This is a genomic window from Micromonospora sp. NPDC048871 (assembly GCF_043198155.1).
In the GTDB taxonomy this organism is placed as follows: domain Bacteria; phylum Actinomycetota; class Actinomycetes; order Mycobacteriales; family Micromonosporaceae; genus Micromonospora.
This window is the reverse complement of record NZ_JBICUM010000003.1, coordinates 115,329-136,733: the sequence shown is the minus strand read 5'-3', so window position 1 is coordinate 136,733 and position 21,405 is coordinate 115,329. Positions and strand designations below refer to the sequence as shown.

22 protein-coding genes are annotated in these 21,405 nt (G+C 71.2%); 7 read left to right on the top strand and 15 right to left on the bottom strand.

Features of this window, described 5'->3' with window-relative positions:
* Positions 1-46: 46 nt before the first annotated feature.
* The gene (gene crtI, locus ACGFIK_RS09535) at positions 47-1,549 is read right to left on the bottom strand and encodes a phytoene desaturase family protein (RefSeq protein ID WP_393338702.1); all 1,503 of its coding nucleotides are present in this window, start codon (positions 1,547-1,549) and stop codon (positions 47-49) included.
* Positions 1,549-2,703: a polyprenyl synthetase family protein gene (locus ACGFIK_RS09530; RefSeq protein WP_327023337.1), complete on the bottom strand. Its 1,155-nt coding sequence runs from the start codon at positions 2,701-2,703 to the stop codon at positions 1,549-1,551. Before ACGFIK_RS09530 ends, crtI begins: the two co-directional genes overlap by 1 nt.
* A gap of 64 nt (positions 2,704-2,767) precedes the next feature.
* On the opposite strand from ACGFIK_RS09530, the gene ACGFIK_RS09525 reads away from it, so the two are divergent.
* The 6 genes from ACGFIK_RS09525 (at position 2,768) to ACGFIK_RS09500 (ending at position 10,206) form a co-directional block, all read left to right on the top strand.
* Complete coding sequence (locus tag ACGFIK_RS09525) at positions 2,768-3,679, top strand: phytoene/squalene synthase family protein (protein ID WP_327023336.1); 912 nt, start codon at positions 2,768-2,770, stop codon at positions 3,677-3,679.
* A 144-nt stretch (positions 3,680-3,823) separates the two neighbouring features.
* Positions 3,824-5,038: a CapA family protein gene (locus ACGFIK_RS09520; RefSeq protein ID WP_327023335.1), complete on the top strand. Its 1,215-nt coding sequence runs from the start codon at positions 3,824-3,826 to the stop codon at positions 5,036-5,038.
* Between the two features lie 130 nt (positions 5,039-5,168).
* Positions 5,169-7,370: a HAMP domain-containing protein gene (locus ACGFIK_RS09515; protein ID WP_393338699.1), complete on the top strand. Its 2,202-nt coding sequence runs from the start codon at positions 5,169-5,171 to the stop codon at positions 7,368-7,370.
* A gap of 1 nt (position 7,371) precedes the next feature.
* On the top strand, positions 7,372-8,649 hold the full coding sequence (gene pgsB / locus ACGFIK_RS09510; RefSeq protein WP_327023333.1) for a poly-gamma-glutamate synthase PgsB: 1,278 nt from the start codon (positions 7,372-7,374) through the stop codon (positions 8,647-8,649).
* Positions 8,646-9,131, top strand: coding sequence for a poly-gamma-glutamate biosynthesis protein PgsC/CapC (locus ACGFIK_RS09505; protein WP_327023332.1), 486 nt, complete (start codon positions 8,646-8,648; stop codon positions 9,129-9,131). The genes pgsB and ACGFIK_RS09505 overlap by 4 nt, the downstream gene beginning before the upstream one ends.
* A gap of 25 nt (positions 9,132-9,156) precedes the next feature.
* A complete protein-coding gene (locus ACGFIK_RS09500; RefSeq protein WP_393338695.1) occupies positions 9,157-10,206 on the top strand; it encodes a C40 family peptidase in 1,050 nt (349 codons plus the stop codon).
* Between the two features lie 22 nt (positions 10,207-10,228).
* Here ACGFIK_RS09500 and ACGFIK_RS09495 read toward each other — a convergent pair whose 3' ends face one another.
* The gene (locus ACGFIK_RS09495) at positions 10,229-11,164 is read right to left on the bottom strand and encodes a hypothetical protein (protein WP_393338693.1); all 936 of its coding nucleotides are present in this window, start codon (positions 11,162-11,164) and stop codon (positions 10,229-10,231) included.
* 195 nt (positions 11,165-11,359) lie between these two features.
* On the opposite strand from ACGFIK_RS09495, the gene ACGFIK_RS09490 reads away from it, so the two are divergent.
* The gene (locus tag ACGFIK_RS09490) at positions 11,360-12,211 is read left to right on the top strand and encodes a Rieske (2Fe-2S) protein (RefSeq protein ID WP_327023329.1); all 852 of its coding nucleotides are present in this window, start codon (positions 11,360-11,362) and stop codon (positions 12,209-12,211) included.
* 33 nt (positions 12,212-12,244) lie between these two features.
* Here ACGFIK_RS09490 and ACGFIK_RS09485 read toward each other — a convergent pair whose 3' ends face one another.
* The 12 genes from ACGFIK_RS09485 to ACGFIK_RS09430 are packed head-to-tail and all read right to left on the bottom strand — an operon-like array spanning position 12,245 to position 21,207.
* On the bottom strand, positions 12,245-13,348 hold the full coding sequence (locus ACGFIK_RS09485; protein ID WP_327023328.1) for a LysM peptidoglycan-binding domain-containing protein: 1,104 nt from the start codon (positions 13,346-13,348) through the stop codon (positions 12,245-12,247).
* 15 nt (positions 13,349-13,363) lie between these two features.
* A complete protein-coding gene (locus tag ACGFIK_RS09480; RefSeq protein ID WP_393338690.1) occupies positions 13,364-13,789 on the bottom strand; it encodes a pilus assembly protein TadG-related protein in 426 nt (141 codons plus the stop codon).
* Positions 13,786-14,253, bottom strand: a complete 468-nt coding sequence (locus ACGFIK_RS09475) for a TadE/TadG family type IV pilus assembly protein (protein WP_393338687.1) — start codon at positions 14,251-14,253, stop codon at positions 13,786-13,788. The genes ACGFIK_RS09480 and ACGFIK_RS09475 overlap by 4 nt, the downstream gene beginning before the upstream one ends.
* Positions 14,238-14,681, bottom strand: coding sequence for a TadE family protein (locus ACGFIK_RS09470; protein ID WP_393338685.1), 444 nt, complete (start codon positions 14,679-14,681; stop codon positions 14,238-14,240). The genes ACGFIK_RS09475 and ACGFIK_RS09470 overlap by 16 nt, the downstream gene beginning before the upstream one ends.
* Positions 14,682-14,684: 3 nt before the next feature.
* Positions 14,685-14,921, bottom strand: coding sequence for a hypothetical protein (locus ACGFIK_RS09465; RefSeq protein WP_327023324.1), 237 nt, complete (start codon positions 14,919-14,921; stop codon positions 14,685-14,687).
* 28 nt (positions 14,922-14,949) lie between these two features.
* Complete coding sequence (locus tag ACGFIK_RS09460; protein WP_327023323.1) at positions 14,950-15,813, bottom strand: type II secretion system F family protein; 864 nt, start codon at positions 15,811-15,813, stop codon at positions 14,950-14,952.
* Entirely contained in the window at positions 15,810-16,712 is a 903-nt protein-coding gene (locus ACGFIK_RS09455; RefSeq protein ID WP_327023322.1) for a type II secretion system F family protein, read from the bottom strand. The genes ACGFIK_RS09460 and ACGFIK_RS09455 overlap by 4 nt, the downstream gene beginning before the upstream one ends.
* A 3-nt stretch (positions 16,713-16,715) precedes the next feature.
* Positions 16,716-18,251: an ATPase, T2SS/T4P/T4SS family gene (locus ACGFIK_RS09450; protein ID WP_327023321.1), complete on the bottom strand. Its 1,536-nt coding sequence runs from the start codon at positions 18,249-18,251 to the stop codon at positions 16,716-16,718.
* On the bottom strand, positions 18,241-19,041 hold the full coding sequence (locus ACGFIK_RS09445) for a ParA family protein (protein WP_327023320.1): 801 nt from the start codon (positions 19,039-19,041) through the stop codon (positions 18,241-18,243). The genes ACGFIK_RS09450 and ACGFIK_RS09445 overlap by 11 nt, the downstream gene beginning before the upstream one ends.
* Complete coding sequence (locus tag ACGFIK_RS09440; RefSeq protein ID WP_327023319.1) at positions 19,041-19,703, bottom strand: SAF domain-containing protein; 663 nt, start codon at positions 19,701-19,703, stop codon at positions 19,041-19,043. Before ACGFIK_RS09440 ends, ACGFIK_RS09445 begins: the two co-directional genes overlap by 1 nt.
* Positions 19,700-20,644 carry a hypothetical protein gene (locus ACGFIK_RS09435; protein WP_393338680.1) on the bottom strand — a complete coding sequence of 315 codons (945 nt, stop codon included), beginning with the start codon at positions 20,642-20,644 and terminating at the stop codon, positions 19,700-19,702. Before ACGFIK_RS09435 ends, ACGFIK_RS09440 begins: the two co-directional genes overlap by 4 nt.
* Complete coding sequence (locus ACGFIK_RS09430) at positions 20,638-21,207, bottom strand: hypothetical protein (RefSeq protein WP_327023318.1); 570 nt, start codon at positions 21,205-21,207, stop codon at positions 20,638-20,640. The genes ACGFIK_RS09435 and ACGFIK_RS09430 overlap by 7 nt, the downstream gene beginning before the upstream one ends.
* Positions 21,208-21,405 lie beyond the last annotated feature (198 nt).

Below are 21,405 nucleotides of genomic sequence, written 5' to 3'. Positions count from 1 at the left end.
CCTCTGTTCGCGACTTCGGGGTTCGGCTGCGCTGTACCGTACGACCTCACCGGTCGGCCCCGGTGATCCGGCCTGCGGCGAGTTTGCCGGAGATGAGCACCATCGGGACGCCGACCCCGGGTTGGGTGCCGGAACCGACGAACACCACGTTGGGCAGTGACCGGTGCAGGTTCGCCGGCCGGAAGGGGCCGGTCTGGAACAGGCTGTGCGAGGCGGCGAAGGGAGTGCCCGCGGCCATGCCCTGTTCCGCCCACTCCGCCGGAGTGATCGCCTGGAGCACCTCTACCCCGGCGCCGAAGCCGACATAGCCGCGTTCCTCGAGGGTGGCGATCAGTTGGTCGGTGTAGCGGGCGGTGAGGTCGCCGCGCCAGTCGAAGGGGGCCCGGTCGAGGTTGGGCACCGGGGCCAGCACGTAGTAGGTGTGCCGACCGGCCGGGGCCACCGCCGGATCGGTCCGGCTCGGGTTGGTGACCAGCAGGGAGGGGTCGGTCATCAGCTCCCCCCGCCGGATCACCTCGTCGAAGGTGCCCTTCCAGGCCCGGCCGAAGTGGATGTTGTGGTGGGCGATCCGCCCGTACCCCTGGGTCGAGCCGACATGCAGCACCACGCAGGAGGGCGAGTAGGCCAGCCGGCGCTGGCGGGCCGGCGGGAGCAGGTCACGGTAGGCCACCGGCAGATCGGGGTTGAGCACCACCGCGTCCGCCGGCACGAACTCGCCGTCGGCGGTCAGCACCCCGGTGGCCCGACCGTTCGCGGTCTCCACCCGGGTCACCGTGGTGCCGTACCGGATGCGTACGCCGTGTTTCTCCGCCGCCCCGGCCAGGGCCCGGGAGACCGCGTGGACCCCGCCGCGGGGGAAGTAGACCCCCGCGACCGAGTCGAGGTACGCGATCACGGCGTAGATGGCCAGGGCGTCGTGCGGCGACAGCCCGGCGTACATCGCCTGGAAGGAGAAGATGCGTCGGGTACGCGGGTCGCGGAAGAACTGGTCGATCTTGGTTTGCAGCCGCCGGAAGGCCCCGGTGGCCATCAGCTTGAGCAGGTTGGCGGTGAGCAGGTCGGTCGGCGCGTCGAAGTTGCGCTCGATGAAGTCGGCCCGCTCCAGCCGCCACAGGTTGCGGGCGAAGTCGACGAACCGCAGGTAGCCGTCGGCCTCACGGGGCCCGCAGACCCGGGAGATCTCCGCCGCCATCCGGGCCGTGTCGGTGATCACGTCCAGGGTCGACCCGTCCGGGTAGTAGGCCCGATAGGCCGGATCCAGGGGGACCAGGTCGAGCCAGTCGCTCAACTCCTCCCCGACCGCCCCGAGAGCCTCCGCGATGAGGTCGGGCATGGTCAGCACGGTCGGCCCGGTGTCGAACTCGTACCCGTCGAGACTGAGTCGGCCCGCCCGACCACCCGGCAGCGGCTCGCGTTCCAGCAGGGTGACCTGCCGCCCGCTGCCGGCCAGGTGCAGGGCGCAGGCCAGCCCGCCCAGGCCGGCTCCGACCACGACCACCCGATCCGTACGCCCGGCGACCGTGCGCGCCGACGATCTCCTGCTGGCCATCATGCCCTCCGGTCGGTGGCTGCGCTGGCCAGGGCGAACAGCGCGGTGCGGGCGGTCTCGTCGATGGTGACCGTGGCCAGCGCGGCCACCGCCTCCTGGACCCGTTCGTCGATCATCCGCTCGATCCGGCCGACCGCCCCGGTGTCGAGCACGATCTCGGCCAGGCGGGCCACCTCCGGCTCGGTGGAAACCGAACCGCTGCCCTCCAGGGCTCGGCGCTGGGCCGGTGAGGCCAGCTCGCGGGCCAGCATCAGCAGGGCGGTCGGTTTGCCGGTGCGCAGGTCGTCACCGGCGGGTTTGCCGGTGGTACGCGGATCGCCGTAGACCCCGAGCAGGTCGTCGCGGAGTTGGAAGGCCTCTCCGACCGCCAGCCCGTAGCGGGTGTACGCGGCGGCCAGTGGGGCGTCGTCGTGGACCCCGGCCAGGCTGGCCCCGAACAGCAGGGGGCGCTGGACGGTGTAGCTGGCGGTCTTGTATCGGGCCACCCGCAGGGCCCGGTCGACCGACCAGTTCTGCGGATCGCTCTCACCGAGGACGTCCAGGTACTGCCCGGCGATGGTCTCCACCCGCATCCGGTCGTAACCGCGGCGTACCTGAAGCAGGCGCTCCGGGGCCAGCCCGGAGCGGGCCAGCAACTCATCCGCCCAGACCAGGCAGAGGTCCCCGATCAGCACCGCGACGGCCTCGCCGAACCGGCCGGAGTCGCCGCTGCGGCCGGCTGCGGCGTGTTGGGCGGCCACCGCCACGTGGGCGGTGGGACGCCCTCGTCGGGTGGCGGAGTGGTCCATCACGTCGTCGTGGACCAGGGCGAAGGCGTGCAGAAGCTCCAGGGTGGCCAGTGCGGGCAGCACGGTGTCCAGCGGCTCGGCATCGCCGACCGCGCCACGCCATCCCCAGTAGCCGAAGATTGGGCGGACTCGTTTACCACCAGCGAGAACGCAGTCACGGGCCGTGGCGGCGAAGCCGCCCATCGCCGGATCGATCGCGGCCAACGCCGCTACTTCGGCGTCGAGGAAACCGGCGAGGGTCTGCTCCACCGCGAGGACGAGATCCCGGGTGTACGCGGCCAGGACGGCCGGAATCGGTTCGTCTCCACCGACCGGCTGTTCAGGCAACACGCGAAGGAGGTTACCCGTTAGTCGGTCGTTGGCCATGCGGCTGAGCGTACCCTAGGGTCTCTAGTTGCGTCGATTGGTGCGTCGATTCCTGGGAGGGCGAATGGATCTGGACCTCGCCACCGCTTACGGTCGGTGCCGTGACCTGCACAGACAGCACGGACGCACGTACTATCTCGCTACCCGGCTGCTGCCCGCATGGAAACGCCGACATGTTCATGCCCTTTATGGATTCACCCGGTACGCCGACGAGATCGTCGATCAGACGGAGGCGCTGCCGCCGGCCGAGCGGGCGGCCCTGCTGGACGACTGGGGTGGGCGGTTCGTGGCCGGGCTGCACGGCGAGCCGGTCGACGACCCGTTACTGCCGGCGGTGCTGCACACCATCGCCGTCTTCGACCTGGATCGGGAGGATTTCGCCTCGTTCCTCAAGAGCATGGCGATGGACCTGACGGTCACCTCCTACCGCACCTATGACCACCTGCTGGACTACATGGAGGGATCGGCCGCAGTCATCGGCACGATGATGCTGCCGATCCTGGGCAGCCCCTCCCTGGCGGCGGCCCGGGAGCCGGCTCGTCAGCTCGGCTTCGCCTTCCAGCTCACCAACTTCATCCGGGACGTGGCCGAGGACCTGGACCGGGGCCGGACCTACCTGCCGGAGGAGGACCTGGCGAAGTTCGGGGTGACCCGCGACGATCTGCTGGCCTGCCGGGCCGCCGGTCGGACAACCGAGCCGGTGCGTGAGTTGATCCGGTACGAGGTCACCCGGGCCCAGGCCCACTACGCCGCCGCCGCCCCCGGGGTGCTCCTGCTGGAGCCCGGCTCGCAGTCCTGCATCCGCACCGCGTACCTGCTCTACGGGGGCATCCTGGACGAGGTGGCCGCGCAGGATTACGACGTGTTCGTCCGGCGGGCCACCGTCGGGCAGCGACGCCGGATGTCCGTGGCGGCTCGGGCCCTGCTCACCCCGACCGGCGCCCCGGTGGCCCTGCCGGGGCCTCCGGCGCCTTGATCGGGGCCGGTGGGTCGTAGCCGTTTCGCCGGGATGGCGGGGTCGGCGGCGGGTTGATTCCGCCGTTTCGGGGTGACGGAGTCGAGCGATCCCGACCCGCAGGGGTGGGATCGGGTGGTCGGGCTGGCGGTCTAGCCTGTCGCAGTGTCGAGAAGCTCTGAGTCCAGCGGCGGGTTCTCCGGAACGCTTCGGGCGATCCTGGGTTCGGTGACGGCGCTGGCGGTCGCCGCAGGTGCCATCTACGTGTTCGGACCCTGGTCCTCCGAGGAGCCCGCGCCGATCGGCACACCCCGTCCGATCGCCGCCGCGGAGAAGGTCTCCGGTCGCACGATCTCGGTGATCGGCTCCGGCGACATCCTCGTACACCCGGAGTTGTGGGATCAGGCCCGCCGGGACGGTGCCGGCGGCCTGGACTTCGGGCCGATGCTGGAGCACGTACGCGAGACGGTCTCCGCAGCCGACCTGGCCCTGTGTCACCTGGAGACCCCGGTGGCCCCGCCGGGTGGGCCGTACATCGGCTTTCCCAAGTTCAGCGTGCCCCGAGAGATCGTGCAGGGCATCAAGGCCGCCGGGTACGACGGCTGCTCGACCGCCTCGAACCACACCATCGACCAGGGGATGGAGGGGGTCAAGCGCACTCTGGACGCCCTCGATGAGGTCGGCCTCGGTCACACCGGCAGCTACCGGACCAAGCGGGGAGCCGGTGCCGCCAAGATCTACGAGGTCAAGGGTGTCAAGGTCGGGCACCTCAGCTACACCAAGAGCTACAACGGTCTGCGTCCGCCCGCCGGCAAGGAGTGGGTGTCGAATCTGATCGACCCGCAGGCCATCCGGCGCGAGGCCGCGGCGGCCCGGCAGTCCGGCGCGGAGATCGTCGTGGTCAGCCTGCACTGGGGCACCGAGTACGAGCACGAGCCCGACGTCGACCAGCAGACCTGGGCGCGCGCGGTCGCCGAGATCGACGATGTGGACCTGGTCTTCGGGCACCACGCGCATGTGGTGCAGCCGGTCGAGCGGATCGGGGACACCTGGATCGTCTACGGCATGGGCAACCACATCGCCCGGCATGCCCAGCCCGTGAACACCAACCGGGACGGGGTGATGATCCGAGCGGTGTTCGGCCCGGCGGGCGATACGAACCGGTGGAAGGTGGTGGCCATTGAGGCCATTCCCACCTTCGTTGATCTTAATCCGGATATCCGTTTGGTTGATCTTGAGCGGAAACTGGCCGATCCTGCCCTGCCCCCGGGGCGGCGCACGATCTACGAGGCGGCGGTCGACCGGATCGAGGGCAGCTTGTTGACCAGGGGTGCCGACACCGAAGGGCTGGTCGTCCGGGGGGCGCGACCGGGGTCCTGACCGTAAATACCGGACCCTCGGTGAACGTGAGCCTTGCTAGCATCTGCCCGGCCTGGCGTCCCTGCCTGGCATTGAGCTGGGCGGACAGGTCTTCATGGCAGCCTGGCCACCCCCGGAAGGTTGTCCTCAGGTGCGAAGCGGTTCGGCCCAAGGTGCGCCACAGCAGCCGATAGGCGGTTCGGTCAACGACCAGGCGCAACTGGTGGCATGGCGACGCCGTGCTCTGGAGCAGCAGTTGCCGGCGGCGGCCTTCCCGGCGGGGACCAACGCCCCCTCCCTGGTCTACCTCCTGGCGACGATGTTCGTCGTCGTCGCGGCCGTCCTCGGCTTCGCGGTGAACGCCCAGCACGGCGCGCTGCCGGCCGTGGTCGACTCGCAGCGGGACATCGTCGCCAAGCTGGCCTCCAGCATCCGGCTGGACGCCACCGCCCGACGCGATGAACTGACCCGGATGGTGCAGAACCGCGGCGAGAGCACCGACGCCGAGCTGCTGAACCGCCTGATCAGCGGAGGACGCAACATCAGCGGGGCGTTGATCATGGACGCCGGGACCCGGCAGGTGATCACGGCCAAGGGCACGGAGCTGCCACTTGAGCTGCTGCCCGCGGAACTGCCGATCGGCTCCACCCTGGCGGTGACCAACGCCGACGGACCCCTCATGGTGTACGGGATCGCGCTGGACGAGACCCGGGTCGTCCTGGCCACCCAGCCGCTCACCATGCGGAACCTGCGACTCAACCCGGACGCCGGACACGGCATCCACGCCCTGACCCCGGACGGCACGATCAGCCTGATGCAGGGGGCCAACGCGGTCGAGGCGGCCCACCTGCCGGCGATCTTCGAGGGGCTGGTCGAGGCCGGCTCCCGGCAGAGCCGACAGGTCGTCGTCAAGGAATGGTCGGACCGGCGACTGCTGATCTCCTCCGCCCCGGTGGGCAGCTCCGGCCTGGTGATCGTCTCCCTGCTCACCACCGAGGTGAGCACCGGAACCTCGGTGCGCAAGGGCCTGCTGCTGGGACTCAGCCTGCTGGCCGTCGGCCTGCTCAGCTTCTGGATCATGCGCAGGTCGCTGTTCCTGCCCGTACGGGTGCTGCTCAGCCAGGCCAAGGCGGACGCCTGCGGGGCCATCACCGCCCGGCGGCCGAAGCTGCGCATCCGGGAGGCCCACCGGATCGCCCGCGCCCTGGCCCTGACCTCCGGTGAGCAGTTCCCCACCGACCGGCGCTGGCGCCCGACCGTGCTCCAGGGCCTCAGCGTCGCCCTCGTCATCGCCCTGCTCTGGCCGGCGGCGGTCGTCGCGCTCGGACTGCGGGCTCCGGACCCGACCGTTCCGGTGCAACTCATGCGCGACGAGGAGAACCGTGCCGAGGAGGCCAGCAGCGCGCTGGGCAACCTCCTCGACGGTGGACTGGTCACGGTCTCGCGGACCTCGTACGGCTTCAACGTGCAGGACCTGGAGCAGGCCGGCAGGCGACTCGACCGGGAACTCGACACCGACGATCGGTTGCGGGCCCTCTACCTGGTGGATCGGGACGGCACAGTGCTGGCCAGCGCGGGCCGCCGTCCGCTGCGTACGGTCGAGCCACTGCCCGGCGAGATCGGCATCCACCTGGACCGGACGGTGCAGCGCCTACCCGTCGTGTACGCCTACAACCAGATGGCCGACGGCTACTCGATCGTCGGCGAGTTCGACCCGGACCGGCTGCTGGGCCTGGTGCGCCGGGTCAGCGGGCGTACCTATGTGGTTGACGCCGAGTTGCGTACCGTGCTGGATTCCGAGGGCTTCCAGGCCTTCCAACCCTTGCAGGGTGACCTGGTCCGGGAGGCCGCCGTGGAGGCCCTGCCGGGCGGGACGGTCGGCCGGTCACGTACCGCCGAGGGGGAGCCCGCCCTGGTCGCCGCCGCCGGCCTGTCCGCGCCCGGGACGGTGGCCCACCTGGAGTGGGCGGTCGTGATCGAGCAGGACACCTCCGGGCTGCGGCTGCCGGAACTGGTCGAGCAGCGCTGGACCCTGCTGATGGCCGGAGCGGCCGTCGGGGTCGTGCTGCTGACCCATGTATGGCAGCTCTACATCTTCGTCCGGCCCCTGCGTCGGTTGGCGAATGTCGCCGACCGGATGAGCGAGGGCAACGTCGAGCTGCCGGTGCCGCCGCAACGGCACGACGACATCGGTGCGATCGCGATGTGTCTGGAGATCTGCCGCCAGGTCCGGCACACCGGCTCGGCGAGATTCGGCGGGGCCCTGCGGCTGCGGGGCGCCGGGGCCGACCGCACCACCGTCCTGCCGAGGGTGCGTTCGGCGGCGGGCACCGGTCGGGGGACGAAGGGCTGACATGTTCTACCTGTACACCGTCTACAGCTTGTGCTGTCTCGCCCTGGTCGTGGCGGGAGTGATCGAGCAGCGCAACCACTACCGCAACCTGAACACCATCCCGCACCGGGTGCTGGTCAACGGCATTCGGGGCAAGAGTTCCATCACCCGGCTGTGCGCCGGTGCCCTGCGCGGGGGGAACAAGGTAGTGGTGGCCAAGACCACCGGCACCGCGGCCCGGTTCATCTTCCCGGACGCCAGCGAGGAGCCGGTGCACCGCAAGTTCGGCATCGCCAACGTGGTGGAGCAGATCGGCATCGTCCGGCGGGCGGCGGTCTACCACCCGGACGCCCTGGTCATCGAGTGCATGGCGGTCATGCCGGCGCTTCAGGAGATCAACCAGAGCAAGTTGATCCGGTCGAACATCGGGGTGCTGTGCAACGTCCGCGAGGATCACCTGGCCGAGATGGGGCCCACCCTCGACGACGTGGCCCGGTCGTTGAGTCGGTCCATGCCGGAGGGTGGCATCTGCATCACCGCCGAGAAGGACCGGCTGGCCATCCTGGAACAGGAGGCCGCCAAGCGGAACTGCCGACTGATCTCGGTCGACCCGGAGTCGGTGACCGACCAGGAGATGGCCGGCTTCGGCTGGATCACCTTCAAGGAGAACGTGGCGATCGCCCTGGCCGTCGCCGCGGAACTGGGAGTGGACCGGCGCAGCGCCCTGGCCGGGATGTGGGCGGCACCCCCCGACCCCGGGGTGCTCTCCGTGGCCCGGGTGCTCCACCAGGACAAGCGGGTGCGCTTCGCGAACATCTTCGCCGCGAACGACCCCGAGTCGACCTTCATGAACATCCAGCAGTTGGAGCAGCAGCAGTTGATCAACCGGCCATTGACCATGGTGATCAACTGTCGTCCGGACCGGGTGGAACGCAACGGGCAGATGGGCACCCTGGCCGGTCGCGTACAGCCCCAGCGGATCGTGCTGATCGGCGAGATGACCCGCAGCGCCCGGGTCAACGTGCCGGCGGACCTTCAGGGCCGGGTGGTCGACCTGGGCGGCAAGCTGCCCCCCGAACGGCTGCTCGCCGAGGTGATGGCCGCCACCGCCTCGGACGGCTCGGTGATCGCGGTCGGCAACATCCACGGCCAGGGTGAGGTGCTGCTGCACGAGTTGGCCGCCCTGCCGAGTTGGGAGCCGCGCGGCCGTGACCGCGCCGAATCGATGTTGCGTACGCCGAGCACGCCCGGGTTCGACGTGGACGCCGAGACCGTTTTCCTGGGAGGGATCCGGCGATGATTTTCGGGGGAGAGCTGAGTGCTCAGCTCGCGACCGCCTGCCTGGGCATCGGCCTGGTCTTCGCGTTGCTGTGTTACCTGACCACCAACCTGTCCCCGGGCGGAATGATCACGCCCGGCTGGATCGCGTTGGCGCTGATCGAGGACCCGCTCCAGGCCGGGGTGATCGTGGTGATGACCGTGGTCACCTACGGCCTGACCCGGCTGATGCAGCGCATGGTGATCCTCTACGGCAAGCGACTGTTCGCCGCGATCGTGCTGCTCAGCGTTTTCCTGCAGATGACGCTGTTCATCATCGTCCAACGCGATCTACCGTTGCTCTTCGCCCACCAGACCCTGGGCTTCGTCGCGCCGGGACTGATCGCCTACCAGCTCGTCCGGCAGCCGCCGAAGGCCACCGTGCTGGCCACCATCATGGTCACCGCCATCACCTACGGGGTCGCGGTGAGCGGCGTCGTGGCCGGCTTCGTGCCGGTCACCTGAGCACCGATCGAAGAGGTAACGGGGAATGAACTACCGGACCTACTCGCGCAGCCAGGCGGCGCTGATGGTGATCGCCGCCTTCACCCTGCTGGCCGGCGGCGGCACCTTCACCTATGTGGCCGTCCGGCACTCCATCCCGGCTCCGCTCGAACTGAGCCTGGGTCCGCAGGCCGCACAGGCCGCCACCCCGGCGGCTACCAGCGGGCTGCGCTACATCCGGATGACCGCCCCGGACCGGACCCAGGTGCTCGACGACAAAGGCAAGACCATCGCGATCATGACCGACGGTTCCCGTACGGTCCATCTGATCGGCAAGAAGCGGACCTTCGCCGAGCCTCGGTTCACCAAGGCCAAGCTGCACACCGAGTTCTGGGTACGGCTGGCCCCCCGCCAGTGGCGGGCCGGGGCGGAGGAGGAGAAGTGGTTCATCGACTGGTTCGCCAAGGCGCGTAAGGACCGGTCGGCGGACATCCTCGCCCTGGCGATGGAGTACACCTACCTGGGCCAGCCCAAGCGGGACCGGGAGGGTCGGCAGTACTCCGGGGACGCCGCCTTCGGCCCCCTGTCGAACATCGACCCGGACGGCCGGGCGGAGAACTCCGACTTCTACGACTACCTGGGGATCTCGTGGAGCTTCCCGGACAAGGAGGAACGGCCCAGCCCGTCGCACTTCCTCAGCCTGGACTGCTCGGGCTTCGTCCGGATGGTGTACGGCTACCGGGCCGGCTACCCCCTGCTCGGCACCAACAACGCCGGTCCCGGCCTGCCCCGCCGGGCCACCGCGATGGCCTCGGTCGGACCGGGCACCCAGCTGATGCCGAACACCGGCAAGCGGGCCCGCGAGCTGGACCGTCTGCTCCCGGGCGACATGCTCTTCTTCAACGCCGGCCCGATCCAGGGCGCGAACATCGAGCACATGGGCATCTACCTCGGTGTCGACGACCGTGGTCACCACCGCTTCATCTCCAGCCGTACCACCGCCAACGGGCCCACCATGGGTGACCTGGGCGGCGAGTCCATCCTCGACGGCACCGGCTACTGGGCGCTGCGGTTCCGGACCGCCCGCCGAGTGTGAGCCTCGCGGCGGCTCGTCGGGGTCAGTCCTCGGCGAGCCGCTCCGCCAGCGCCGCCACCACCCGGTCGCCGGTGGCCGAGTCGCTGCGGATCGACCAGTTCAACTCCAGGTGGACGAAGCCCCTCCCGGCCTCGGCGGCGGCGCGCCCCTGCTCGTTGGTGCGTCCCTCCAGTTGACCGCAGCGGCGTACCCAGGACCGGCAGGTGCGCAGACCAAGCTCGGAGAGGCTGTCGGCGATCCGGCGGGCCAGCCGGTTCGTCGGTGCCGAACCGGTAGACACGACGACGTCCGAGGAGGGCAGATTGCGGTCGGCGAAGCCGTGCAGCTGGATCTCGTCCAGGCCGGCCTCGGCGAAGGTCACGGCCAGACTGTGGAACAGGGAACGGTTGTTGTGGGCCACGTCGGCGGCGCCGGCAGCGGCCTGCCGGTGGGCACCGGCGACCAGCAGCACACTGCCGGGGACCCGGCGGTGCAACGCCAGCCCGATCTTCTCGGTGTTGATGTCGAACCCGGGGTGCGGCACCTCGATCACCGTGCGGGGGGTGGCGGACCGGTCGACCAGTACCGCCCCCCAGGTCCGGCTGTCGGAACCCCCGGCAAGGTAGCTGCTGCACTCCCGACCGGTAGCCGAATCGACCCCGTGCCGAGCCTGGAACCCCAGGTCGGCGAAGAGCCGGTCGGCCTCCGCCGTCTTGTCGCCCCCTGCCGTCTTGTCGCCCCCGGCCACCAGCGCCCGAGCCGCCCGCGCAGCCGTACGCCGTTCCGCCGAATCCGGATCACGGTACGGCTCGTTCGCCGACAACGACCCGGTCAACTCGTCAACAAGCCCCGCCAGATCCAACTCGGTGGCAGCTGATGAAGGGCCCGGACCACACCCCCCGCCGAGCAGCCCGACCGCCGTGGCCGCAGCCAACACCGTCCGTCGCCTAGCCCCCACGCCCCCCGCCTGTTCCCCCACCCGAAGCAGGCTAACCCACCCACCCCCACCCCGCCCCTCCCCGCCGATCTTGCACTTTTTGCCTCGACAAATCCGCCTGGAAGGGGTATATCGGCGACCAAAAGTGCAAGATCGGCGGGGAGAGGGGGTGGGGCGTGGGGGAGATTGAGGGGTGGGGGGCGGTTTGGGGGGGCCTGGGGTGGGAAGTCGGTAGTCGTGCGAGAGCTATTGACGAAGATTGAGCAGAACTCCCGCCTTGACCGGTTCGGCGACCGGTTGCAGCGCGCGGTACAGGGCACCCTGCGGGGGCAGCGGGTCCGGGATCTGCTGCACGGGGTCTGGCTGGGGCATCCGCTGCACCCCGCGATGGTGCAGGTCACGGTCGGTTCCTGGATGAGTGCGGCCGTACTGGATCTGCTGCCGGGTCAGCGGCGGGCGGCCACCGCCCTCATCGCGGTCGGCACCGCCAGCGCCGTGCCCTCCGCGGTGGCGGGGCTCAACGACTGGGCGGCCCTGGCCCGTGACCAGCGCCGGGTCGGCCTGGTGCACGCCGCCTCGAACAGCGTGGCCCTGGTGTTGTACGGGGGCTCGCTGGCCGCCCGGCTGTCCGGCCGCCACGGCCTCGGCCGCGCCCTGGGCTTCCTCGGACTCAGTGCCGCTAGTGCCGGGGCGTACATCGGTGGACACCTGGCGTACAAGCAGGGTGCCCAGGTGAATGTCGCCGTCTCCGACCTGCACCTGATCGGCGATGGGTGGCACACCATCGGGGAGATGGCCAGCCTGCCCCAACGGGAACTGGTCACCCGCAAGGTCGACGAGGTGTCGGTGATCCTCTACCGGCACGGGGACGATGTGACCGTGATGCTGGAGCGCTGCCCCCACCAGAGCGGGCCGCTCGGCGAGGGTGAGGTACGCGAGATCGACGGACACGCCTGCGTGGTCTGCCCCTGGCACGGCAGCACCTTCCGCCTCAACGGCGGCGAGGTGGTGCACGGCCCCTCCTCGAACGACCAGCAGATCCTGCCCACCCGCGTGGTCAACGGCAAGCTCGAGGCACGCCTGCCCTGACTTGCGAGCCGCTGGCGCCGGATCGGCAGTTCCTCAGTCCTTGCGGTGCCGGCCAGTGGGAAGTTCGCGGGGCGCGCTGCTGCGCCGGTGCTGCCAGGTGCTGCTGGCCGTGGTGGTGACGGGCCGTCGGCGCAGGCCCAGCACGGCGCCGATCTGCGCGCCGACGATGCTGGCCACGGCCAGTACGGCGGAGATGGCCAACGGACGGTTCACCCGGTCGGGATCGCCGGCCCGGGCCGCGCCCACCGTCACCACCGGAGGCTGATCCTCGGCGGCCTCGTCACGGGGCGCGGTCGGCTGCCGATCCTCCGGCGAGACGGGCACGGTCGTGGCCGACCCCGGCTGCGGCGTGGTCTGGCTCGGCTGTGGCGTCGCCGACCCCGGCTGTGGCGAGGGTCGGGCCGGGGTCGCCTTCGGGGTGACCAGCCGACCGGTGGCGTGCGGCCGTACCCCCTGGTCCTGGGCCTGAGCCGGAAGCTTGATCAGTTGGCCGGGGCGGATCTGGTCCGGGTTGCGCAGCCCGTTGAGGGTGGCCAGTTCGCGGTAGTCCTCGAAGTCGTCCAGGTACCGGTCGGCGACCTTACCCAGGTAGTCGCCCTTGGCCACCTGATAGACCGGGGCGTGGTCCGCCCGTACGGTCGCCTGGATATCCGATCCCGTCGCCGTCAGGCCGGTCGCGGAGGAGGCGTAGGCGACCGTCGCGGTGGGGGCGGCCTGGTACGGCCCGGTGGTGTACGCGGCGGTGGCGGCGGCGGCCGGACTGGCGACGAGGATCAGCGCGACCGAGCCGACCAGGGCGGCGGCGGCCCGCTGCTGTCGGCCCATCCCGGGCAGCCGGGGGGCGGGTCGGCGCAGGGTCTGGGCACCCAGTTCCACCAGCACCGAGAGGGCGAAGGTGGCCCAACCGAACCAGCCGACCAGGGCCAACGCCCGCAGGAACAGTTGACCGTCGTCCCGGCTGGTCAGGGTGGTGCCGATCTCCGCCAGGGTCGGTACGTGGTCCGGCAACGGGTTGCCGGCGAAGGCCAGCAACGCGATCGGCCCGCCGACCAGCAGGCCGACCAGCACGACCAGGGCACCGAAGCCGGTCAGGATGCGACCGAGGCGCCGTACGGCGGTACCACCCGATGCGGCCATGACGACCTCCTTCTCTCAGGGGAGCCCGGTCAGCGGCCGCGCGGTCGCCTCACCGGAGACGGTGACGGTGTTGGAGAAGCCGAAGAGACCGAGCATGGCCCGGCGGTAGGTGACCGTGACGCGTACCCGGATCTGGGTTTCGCCGTCGACCACCGGGAAGCTGACGGTGTGGCCACTGGCCCCGGCGGCGGCCAGGTAGTCCGCTACGGCGCGGCGGGCCTGCCGCTGGTTGATCCGCTTGGGGCCGCCCTCGATGGCGGCGGCCCGGTCGATGGCCTGCCCGCCGGCCCGCGCCGCCTCGGCGGCCAGGTTCTCGGCCCGCTGGAGGGTACGCAGTTGCCCTGCGCCGTCGAAGGCCATGCCGATGATGGCCAGCACCCCGACGAGGGCTACGGCGAGGAAGATGCTCACCCGCCCGGCGTCGCCCCGGCCGGCGGTCATCCCCGACTCCGGTAGCGGTCCAGGGGGGAGGTGAACGAGACGGTGATCCGGTTGCCCGTCGGCGTCCTGTTCAGCACCGGAAGCCTGATGTCCTGGTAGGACACCGTGCAGGCGAGTTCCACCGTGACGGATGCCTCCTGCCCGACCCGGCTGCGGAAGGCCGCGTTGAAGGTGGTGGACCGGCCGTCGACCGTACCCCGGAAGGTGAGCTGTGGGGCGCCGGTGCAGGCGATGCCGCGCCAGTCGAGTTGCTGCCGGGCCGCCTCCCGGGCCTCCCGGCGGGCGGTGGGGGCGTCCCGGGAGATCGAGGCCGCGCGGGCGGCGTCGTGGGCGGCGGCCTCCAGGGCCTCACTGGCCACGGCGGTACGACCGGCGACCCCGGCCAGTACCATCAGCGCCACGAAGGCCGGTGCCAGCACGGCCACCTCGATCGAGACCGAGCCCCGGCTCATGGATCGGTCCATCGTTCCACCGTCCCGTGTGCGCTCTGTTGAACGGAGAAGGTGACACCCGGTACGACCGACAGGGCTCGACCGGTCACCGTGCAGGTCACCTCGGTGGCCGTGGTGACACAACTGGGCCCCGGCTCCTTCCAGTCGACCAGCCAGTCGCCCGCCTGGTTGAGGAAGGTCGTCGCCCGCTGGGCACCGGCGTCCGGGGCGGCCTCGTGCAGCCGTTGGGCGTTGACACCGCTCTGCGCGGCGTTGAGCGCGGTCGAGCGGGCCACGAAGACCGCGGCGACCTGGATCGCGGCGAACAGCATCAGCAGGATCGCCGGCAGGGTCACGGCCAACTCGACCGGGTTGCCACCCCGTTCGCCGTCGCCCGAGCGCCGGTGGTGCCGGATGGCCGTGACCATCCGGCACCCTACGGCGGAGAGAGCGCGGCGCATCGGTCAGCGCGTCGTCGGGTTCTGGTGGGTGGGGATGTTGTCCATCCAGTCGTTCGCCGCGCCGAGGGCGGCGGCGGTCACCGCCATCGCCACGGCCACCAGGCCGAAGATGATCACGGCGGTGGGCACCGGGCTGTCGCCACGGTCCCCGCGCATTTCCGTCAGGCGGGTCTGAAGCGCCACGTGCAGCTGGGTCAGTCGCGCGTTCAGCGCGCCCGGCAGTGTGGTGAGGGCGGACATGGGCTGCTCCTTCGCTTGGGGGTCGGATTCAGAGGCGGGCAAGGAACGGATAGATGGCGAAGCCGAGCAGGACGAAGACCAGCAGGGCCCCGGGGATGTCGAGCCGACTGGTCACCCCCTCGGCCCGAGCCAGGTTGTCGGTACGGATCTGGTCGCGCAGTGAGTCGGCCCGGCTGCGCAGGGTCTCGTGCACCTGGGCACCCTCGCTGCCGGAGGAGCGCATGATCGCCCCGACGTCGCCCAACTCCGGGATGCCGATCCGGTCGGCGAGGTCACGCAACTCGTCCCAGGGGGAGTGCATCTGCATCTGGGCGATCCGCAGCGCCTCGGAGATCCGGTCGAAGACCCAGCCCTCGCAGATCGCCGCGGCCCGTTCCAGCGACTGCACCGGGCCGTGCGCGGCAGCCAACTGCAACGCCACCAGGTCCAGGTAGGTGCAGACTGCCTGGCGGAACTCCTCCCGGGCGGCCTCGGCCCGGGTCAGCACCGCCCGATGCGCCACCAGGGCACAGAGGGCCGCCAGGCCCAGGCTGCCCAGCACCGGTACGGCCACCGGCAGCGAGATGCCGACGGCGAACAGGGTGAAGCTGAGCAGGGCCGGTGCGGCGAGCCCGATCAGGGCCGACAACACCATGGAGAGGGCGTACTGCTCCGGGGTGCGGTCCAGCAGGGCCAGCTGTCGGTGCGGGGGGCGCAGCCAGCGGGCCAGGCCGGTTAGCCAGTCCAGTCGACGGTCGACCGGGGTGGGTCGGGCGGCTCCGGGCGGCGGGTGCAGCCGGCGCAATGCCGGGCCCAGTGCGGGGGTGGCCGGCACCAGTTCGCGTACCACCAGGAAGACCCCCAGCCCGACCGCCGCTCCGGCGACCACGGCGATGGTGAGATGCAGGTTCACGCCACCACCTCGTGGGGATCGGGGGTGGGCAGGAAGCGGGCCGGTCGGGGCGGCTGGCTCATCGAGCGCACCCAGGCCAGCAGGCCGACGAAGGCGGCACCCAGCACCGCCATCACCAACTGCCCGAAGAAGGTGCCGTACGGCTGCACGTACTCGGCGTTGAACAGCCCGTACGCGATGGTGGCCAGGGTCATCCCGGTGAGGAACCGGACCGCGAACCGGGGCTGGGTGCGCTTGGCCTCGATCTCCCGGCGGGTGGTCACCTCGGCCGCCGCCGCCGAGGCAATGGAACCGAGCACGTCGCCGAGCCGTTCCCCCCGGTCGGTCAGGTGCAGGATCAGGGCCGCCACCACCTGGTCGCAGACCGGGTCGCCGATCTCGTCGGCGAAGGCCAGCAGGGCGGAGCGGGCCAGCCAACCGGCCTGGAGCCGGGCGGCGAGCAGCCGTACCTCCTCCTGGATCTCCTCCGGCGCGGTGCCGACCGTGCCGATGATCGCCTGCTGGAGTCCCTGCCCGGTGGCGGAGACGTCCTTGAGTCGGCGGGTCCACTCACCGACCGCCTCGATCCGGGCGATGGCCCGCTGTTCGGCCCGGCCGACCGAGAACAGCCAGGGGGTGCCCGGCACCGCGACCGCTACCAGCAGACCGACCACCGGCAGCCCGGTCAACAGGAAGGCCAGGGCGCCCGCGACCACCGCGCCGAGCAGCAGGGCCTGATGGGCCTGCTGCTCGCGGAGGGTGGTGCCGGAGCCGCGCCACAACCGGCTGATCCCCGGGCCCGCGCCCGGTGCGGGGCCGGGCGGGCGGCGGGTGCCGACCAGGGCCACGACGGTCAACACCAGCCCGGCCACGCAGGCCGCCCCGGAGACCACGGCGAGGAGTTCGATGTTGTCGAGCACCGCTCACCGCCGACCTAGTCGGGTCTGCTTGGGGCGGCGCCAGGCACCCTGCCCGGCCTCGATCCAGCGACTCAACAGCCGGGCGTCGTAGCCCACCCGCAGCAACTGGTCCCGCACCCGTTCGGGCAGGTGTCGGGGCACCGCCCGACCGTCCGGGCCGGGCGCGAACACCTTCGTGGTGGTGATCCGGTTGCCGTCACCGACCCCGATCACCTCCTCGATGTGGGAGACGAACCGGTGCTTGCGCCCGCCGATGCCGGTCTCGTCCTCTACGGTGACGTAGACGATCAGGTCGAGCGCGTTGCCGGCCATCCGGCGGGCCTGGTCGACCGTCATCTCCCGGCCGTGGGCCAGGGCCAACTCGATGATCCGTTCGCTGACCCCACCCGGGGTACGGGCGTGGATCGTGCACATCGACCCCCGGCTGGTGGTCATCGCCTGGAGCATCGGCACGATCTCCCGGGACCGCACCTCACCGACGATGATCCGCAGTACCCCCATCCGCAGTGACACCGGGATCAGGTCGGCGATGCTGATCTCACCGGCCGGTCGACCGTCCGGCCCGCGTTCACCGTGCCCCTCGCGGGCCTCGAAGCTCATCACCGCCCGGTGCCGTCCGGTCCGGCGGGCCGGCAGCAACTCCCGGCTCTCCTCCAGCAGCACGTACGGCTCGTCGGGTGGGATCTCGCTCATCAGGGCCCGGATGACCGTGGTCTTACCGGCCCCGGCCAGCCCGGCGACCATGATGTTCAGTCCGGCCCGCATCGAGGCGCGGAGGAAGTCCCGCACCAGGGGGTCGATCATCTCGTCCAGGTCGGCTCGGCTGCCGGCCAGGTCGTCCAGGGTCACCTCGAGGGTGTTGTGCTTGCGGATCACCGCGTACGGGCGGTGGCTGACCAGGAACACCGCCGCCAGTCGGCTGCCGTCGGGCAGTTGCAGGTCCAGGGTCGGCTTCGAGGTGGACAGGGACCGTTCGGTGGCCCCGGCCCGGCGGGCCGCCGCCTGGAGGATCTCCACCAACTCGTCGTCGCTGTCCGCGATCGGCTCGACCCAGTCCACCCCACCCCCGTGCCGGGTGATCCGCACCTGGTCGCAGCCGAGGATGTGCACCTCCTCGATGGTGTCGTCGACCAGCAGGGTCTGAAGTCGACCGAGACCGGCCAGTTCGGCGGTGACCTGGTCGAGCAGCAGCCGTTCCTCCCCGGCGGCCATCGGGGTGCCGGCCCGGCGCACCGAGTCGGCGTACTCGGCCACCAGCAGCACCGCCAGCCGGGCCCGCTCGGTGTCCTCCTCGTCGACACTGAACTCCCGGCCCCGCTGCCACCGGGTCAGCTCCTCGCTGAGCTGACGGCGCAGCTCCCGGACCACCTGGAAGTCCACCCGGGCCCGGGGTGCGGGTTCGGCCGTCGCCGGCACCGCCGACACCGGCACCGGCGGGGCGGTGTGGTGTCTACCGTTGGCCGGGGGCAACGGCGGGGCGATCGAGGTGGCTCCGGGTGGCTGCCGACGAGGATCCGAGGAGACCGGCTCAAAGCGCATCCGGCACCCCCTGCGAGACCGGCCAGGCCAGGCGGGCTCGGCGCCGTTCCAGCAGGGCCCCGACCGGCACCTCCAGCTCGCGGGCGGCCCGCAGCAACGGCCGCCCGGCGCGCACCGTGCCGCCCAGGCTCAACACCCCGGCGGTACGCGGATCGTGCGGCAGCCGGGCGATCACCGGTAGCTGGAGGGCCTTGCTGATCTCGCCCTTGCCGTGGCCGTCGCCGATCAGCAGCAGCCGCAGGGTGCCGGGCTCCACCCGATGCTCGGCGAAGTCCCGTTCCAGGGTCTTGAGCATGGCCCGGGTGCCGGACAGGTCGGGTAGCTGCGCCCGGGTGACCACCAGCACCACCGAGGCGGCCCGCAGCAGGGGCCAGGGCGGGCCGACCACCTGCAGCCGACCACAGTCGACGATCACGTCGTACGGGGGGTCGCCGTGTTCCAGCCCGGTGAAGAAGTCCGCGAACCGCTGCCACAGCGGGATGACACTGCCGGCCTGGGCCGGGTCCACCACGCCGGGCAACAGCAGACGTTCCCGACGCGGCGCGTCCAGATCGACAAGCTGCGACCAGAAGGCCGTGTCCAGGTTGCCGTCGCGCAGTTCCCCGACGGCCAGTTCACCCAGGCCGCGTGGGCCCTCCAGCGCGCCGCCGAGATAACCGGCGAGGATCGAGCCGCCGGCCGGGTCGCACTCGGCCAGGACCACCCGGCGGTGCCAGCTCAGCGCGCAGGCCAGCGCCGTGGTGGTCACCCCGGGCGAGCCCTTGGCCGAAACCAACGCGATGAGCGCCATCAGGCCGCCTTGGTGAGTACGACCGCGAGACGGTCCTGCGCGGCCAACGCCACCACCGCCGGTACGTCCCGGACGGCCAGGGCCAGGTAGACCACCACCTCGTCGCGGCCGTCCGTGCTGACCGCGTCGGTGACGGTGGCGGTGAACCGGGTGGTGCCGGAGGACGAGTTGCTGCTGTTGTCGTCGCGGGGGGTGCTGACCAGCAGAATCTGGTCGCCGGGGCGAAGCTTGGGGGCCGGCACCTGGGCGGTACGCAACCCCAGGGCGATCTGCTGCTGACCCGGGCCTAGCAGGGGCTTGTCGGTGAGCTGCGCCATGGTCAGCAAGGTGCCGGGGGCCAGCGAGACGGCGGCCCGCATGCCTACCACCTCGGCCAGTCGACCGGCCGGCACCGGGTCGAGCCCCTGCCCACCGGCCACCTGCACGGAGACCAGGTCACTGGCGCTGAGCACGCTGCCGACCTCCACCGACCGGGCGATCGCCAGGTAGCTGCCGGTCGCCCGGACCGAGGTGACCGCGAAGGCCGAACCCAGCCCACCCAGGGCGATCAGCAGTACGGCCAGCCCGAGCAGCCCGGGGCGGACCCGGCGTTGCCGGACCACCTTGGGTGGGGCGACCGGTGCGTCCACTGGAGAGGGTCCGTTGCGGGTCGCCACGCTCATCGGGTCACCACCTGAAGCTCGTTGATCTGGATTTCCACCGGGCCGGTGGTGCGCGTGACCCCACCGATGCTCCCGGTCGTGCCGCTGCTGCTGCGCCAGGTGACGCTCCAGTGCGTCGTGGCCTGAACCCGGTAGGTGCCGGCCTTGGTGTAGCCGTTGTGGTAGCCGCAGTCGGGGGAGCGCTGCCCGGCGTGTCGACCCCGCCGGTCGTACGCGGTGCCGGGGCCGTCGCAGGTCACCTTGTCGCCGTTGCCCATGTCCCAGACGATCCGGTCGACCTCGGCCTCGATGGTGACCGTCAGACCTCGATCGGAGGCGGAGGCGCCTTGCGGGCCGAAGTAGGTGGGACCTCGGCTGGCCCACATCCAGACCGGCAGCCCGACCAGCCCGGGGCCGATGTCCTTGCGGGGGGCGACGGCCGCTCGGGGGGCCAGCAGGGTGATCGAGGCGAAGGCCCGGCGGGCCAGCTCCTCCGGGTCCGGCGGAGCACCGAAGCCCGGCGGCGGCTCCTCCCTCAGCTCGGTGCGTACGCTGCCCAGCGAGATGGCGTCGCAGGTGACCGTGTACCACTGCCACCCCTCGGGTGCCTCCTGCTGAGGCTCGGAGAGCTGGTAGTAGCAGCCGTCTGAGCTGTTGAACCAGCCCGCGTCCTCGTGGTAGCAGGGGACGGTCTGCCCCCGCCACTGGCAGACTCCGCCGCCGCCACTTCCACCACCGTTGTTCCCGCCGTCGTCGCCACCGTTGCCCCCGCCACCGGGGGTGCCCGGGTCGTCGTCCCAGACGTTGCAGTTGGGTTGGGCCGGTGGGCATTCGGCGCCCGGGTCGGCCGCACCGGCCGGCACCTGCGGGCCGGTGACCAGCAACAGGGTCAGAGTGGCGCCGAGCAGCACCCGGCGCAGCGCCCGGCGGGGCGCCCGGTGGTGTGCCGCCCGGGTCAGCACGGCTGGTCCGGGTGGGCGGAGCCGCTGCTGATCAGCCAGCGACCGTCCGGATAGCGGGTGGCCGTGGCGGTGGCCAGGTGACGGGTGCCCCGGGTGCCCGGCACGACCTTCTTCTTGTCGGCGACGTAGACCAGCCGGTAGCCGGTGGCGTCGACACAGTCCTGTATCTCCACGGCCGGTGGTTTGCCGTCCAGGTCGATCGAGATGACCTCGGGATCGGAGCGCAGGGTTCCCGCGCTGACCGCACCGTTGGCGCGAGCCTGCACGAGGCTCAGCCGGACCCGGGTCAGCAGGGGGTCGGCCAGGAACCGGGTGAGTTCCGGATGTTGCGGGTCACTGTTGCGGCTGGCCGCGCGGGAGGCGGTCAGATAACCGGCGTACGCCTTCAGGGCCGCCTTCTCGGCGGCCTTCTCCTCGGCGGCCCGTTCGTCGCCGGTGGTCCGGCTGCGGTCCGGTAAGGGTCCGCCGGTGGCCTCCGGTGGGCTGGCGCAGGCGGTGGTCGCGCCGACCGTGGCCACCGCGACCAGGCCGGCCGTCCAGCGACTCAACTGCCGTGCTCGCACCGTGCCTCCTCGGTACCGACCCGGCGACCGCCGTCGCCGACTCTTTGGGCGTGCGGCGGCGCGACCGGATGTTCCTCTCCGGGCCGGTCCGATACGCAGTCGCATTTGCCCTTGTGGATCTTCCGCAAATGCACTGTCCTGGGTGGTTATGGCCACCGGACGTGGGTTGCGTCACATCCAAGGGGCGAGCATAAGCTG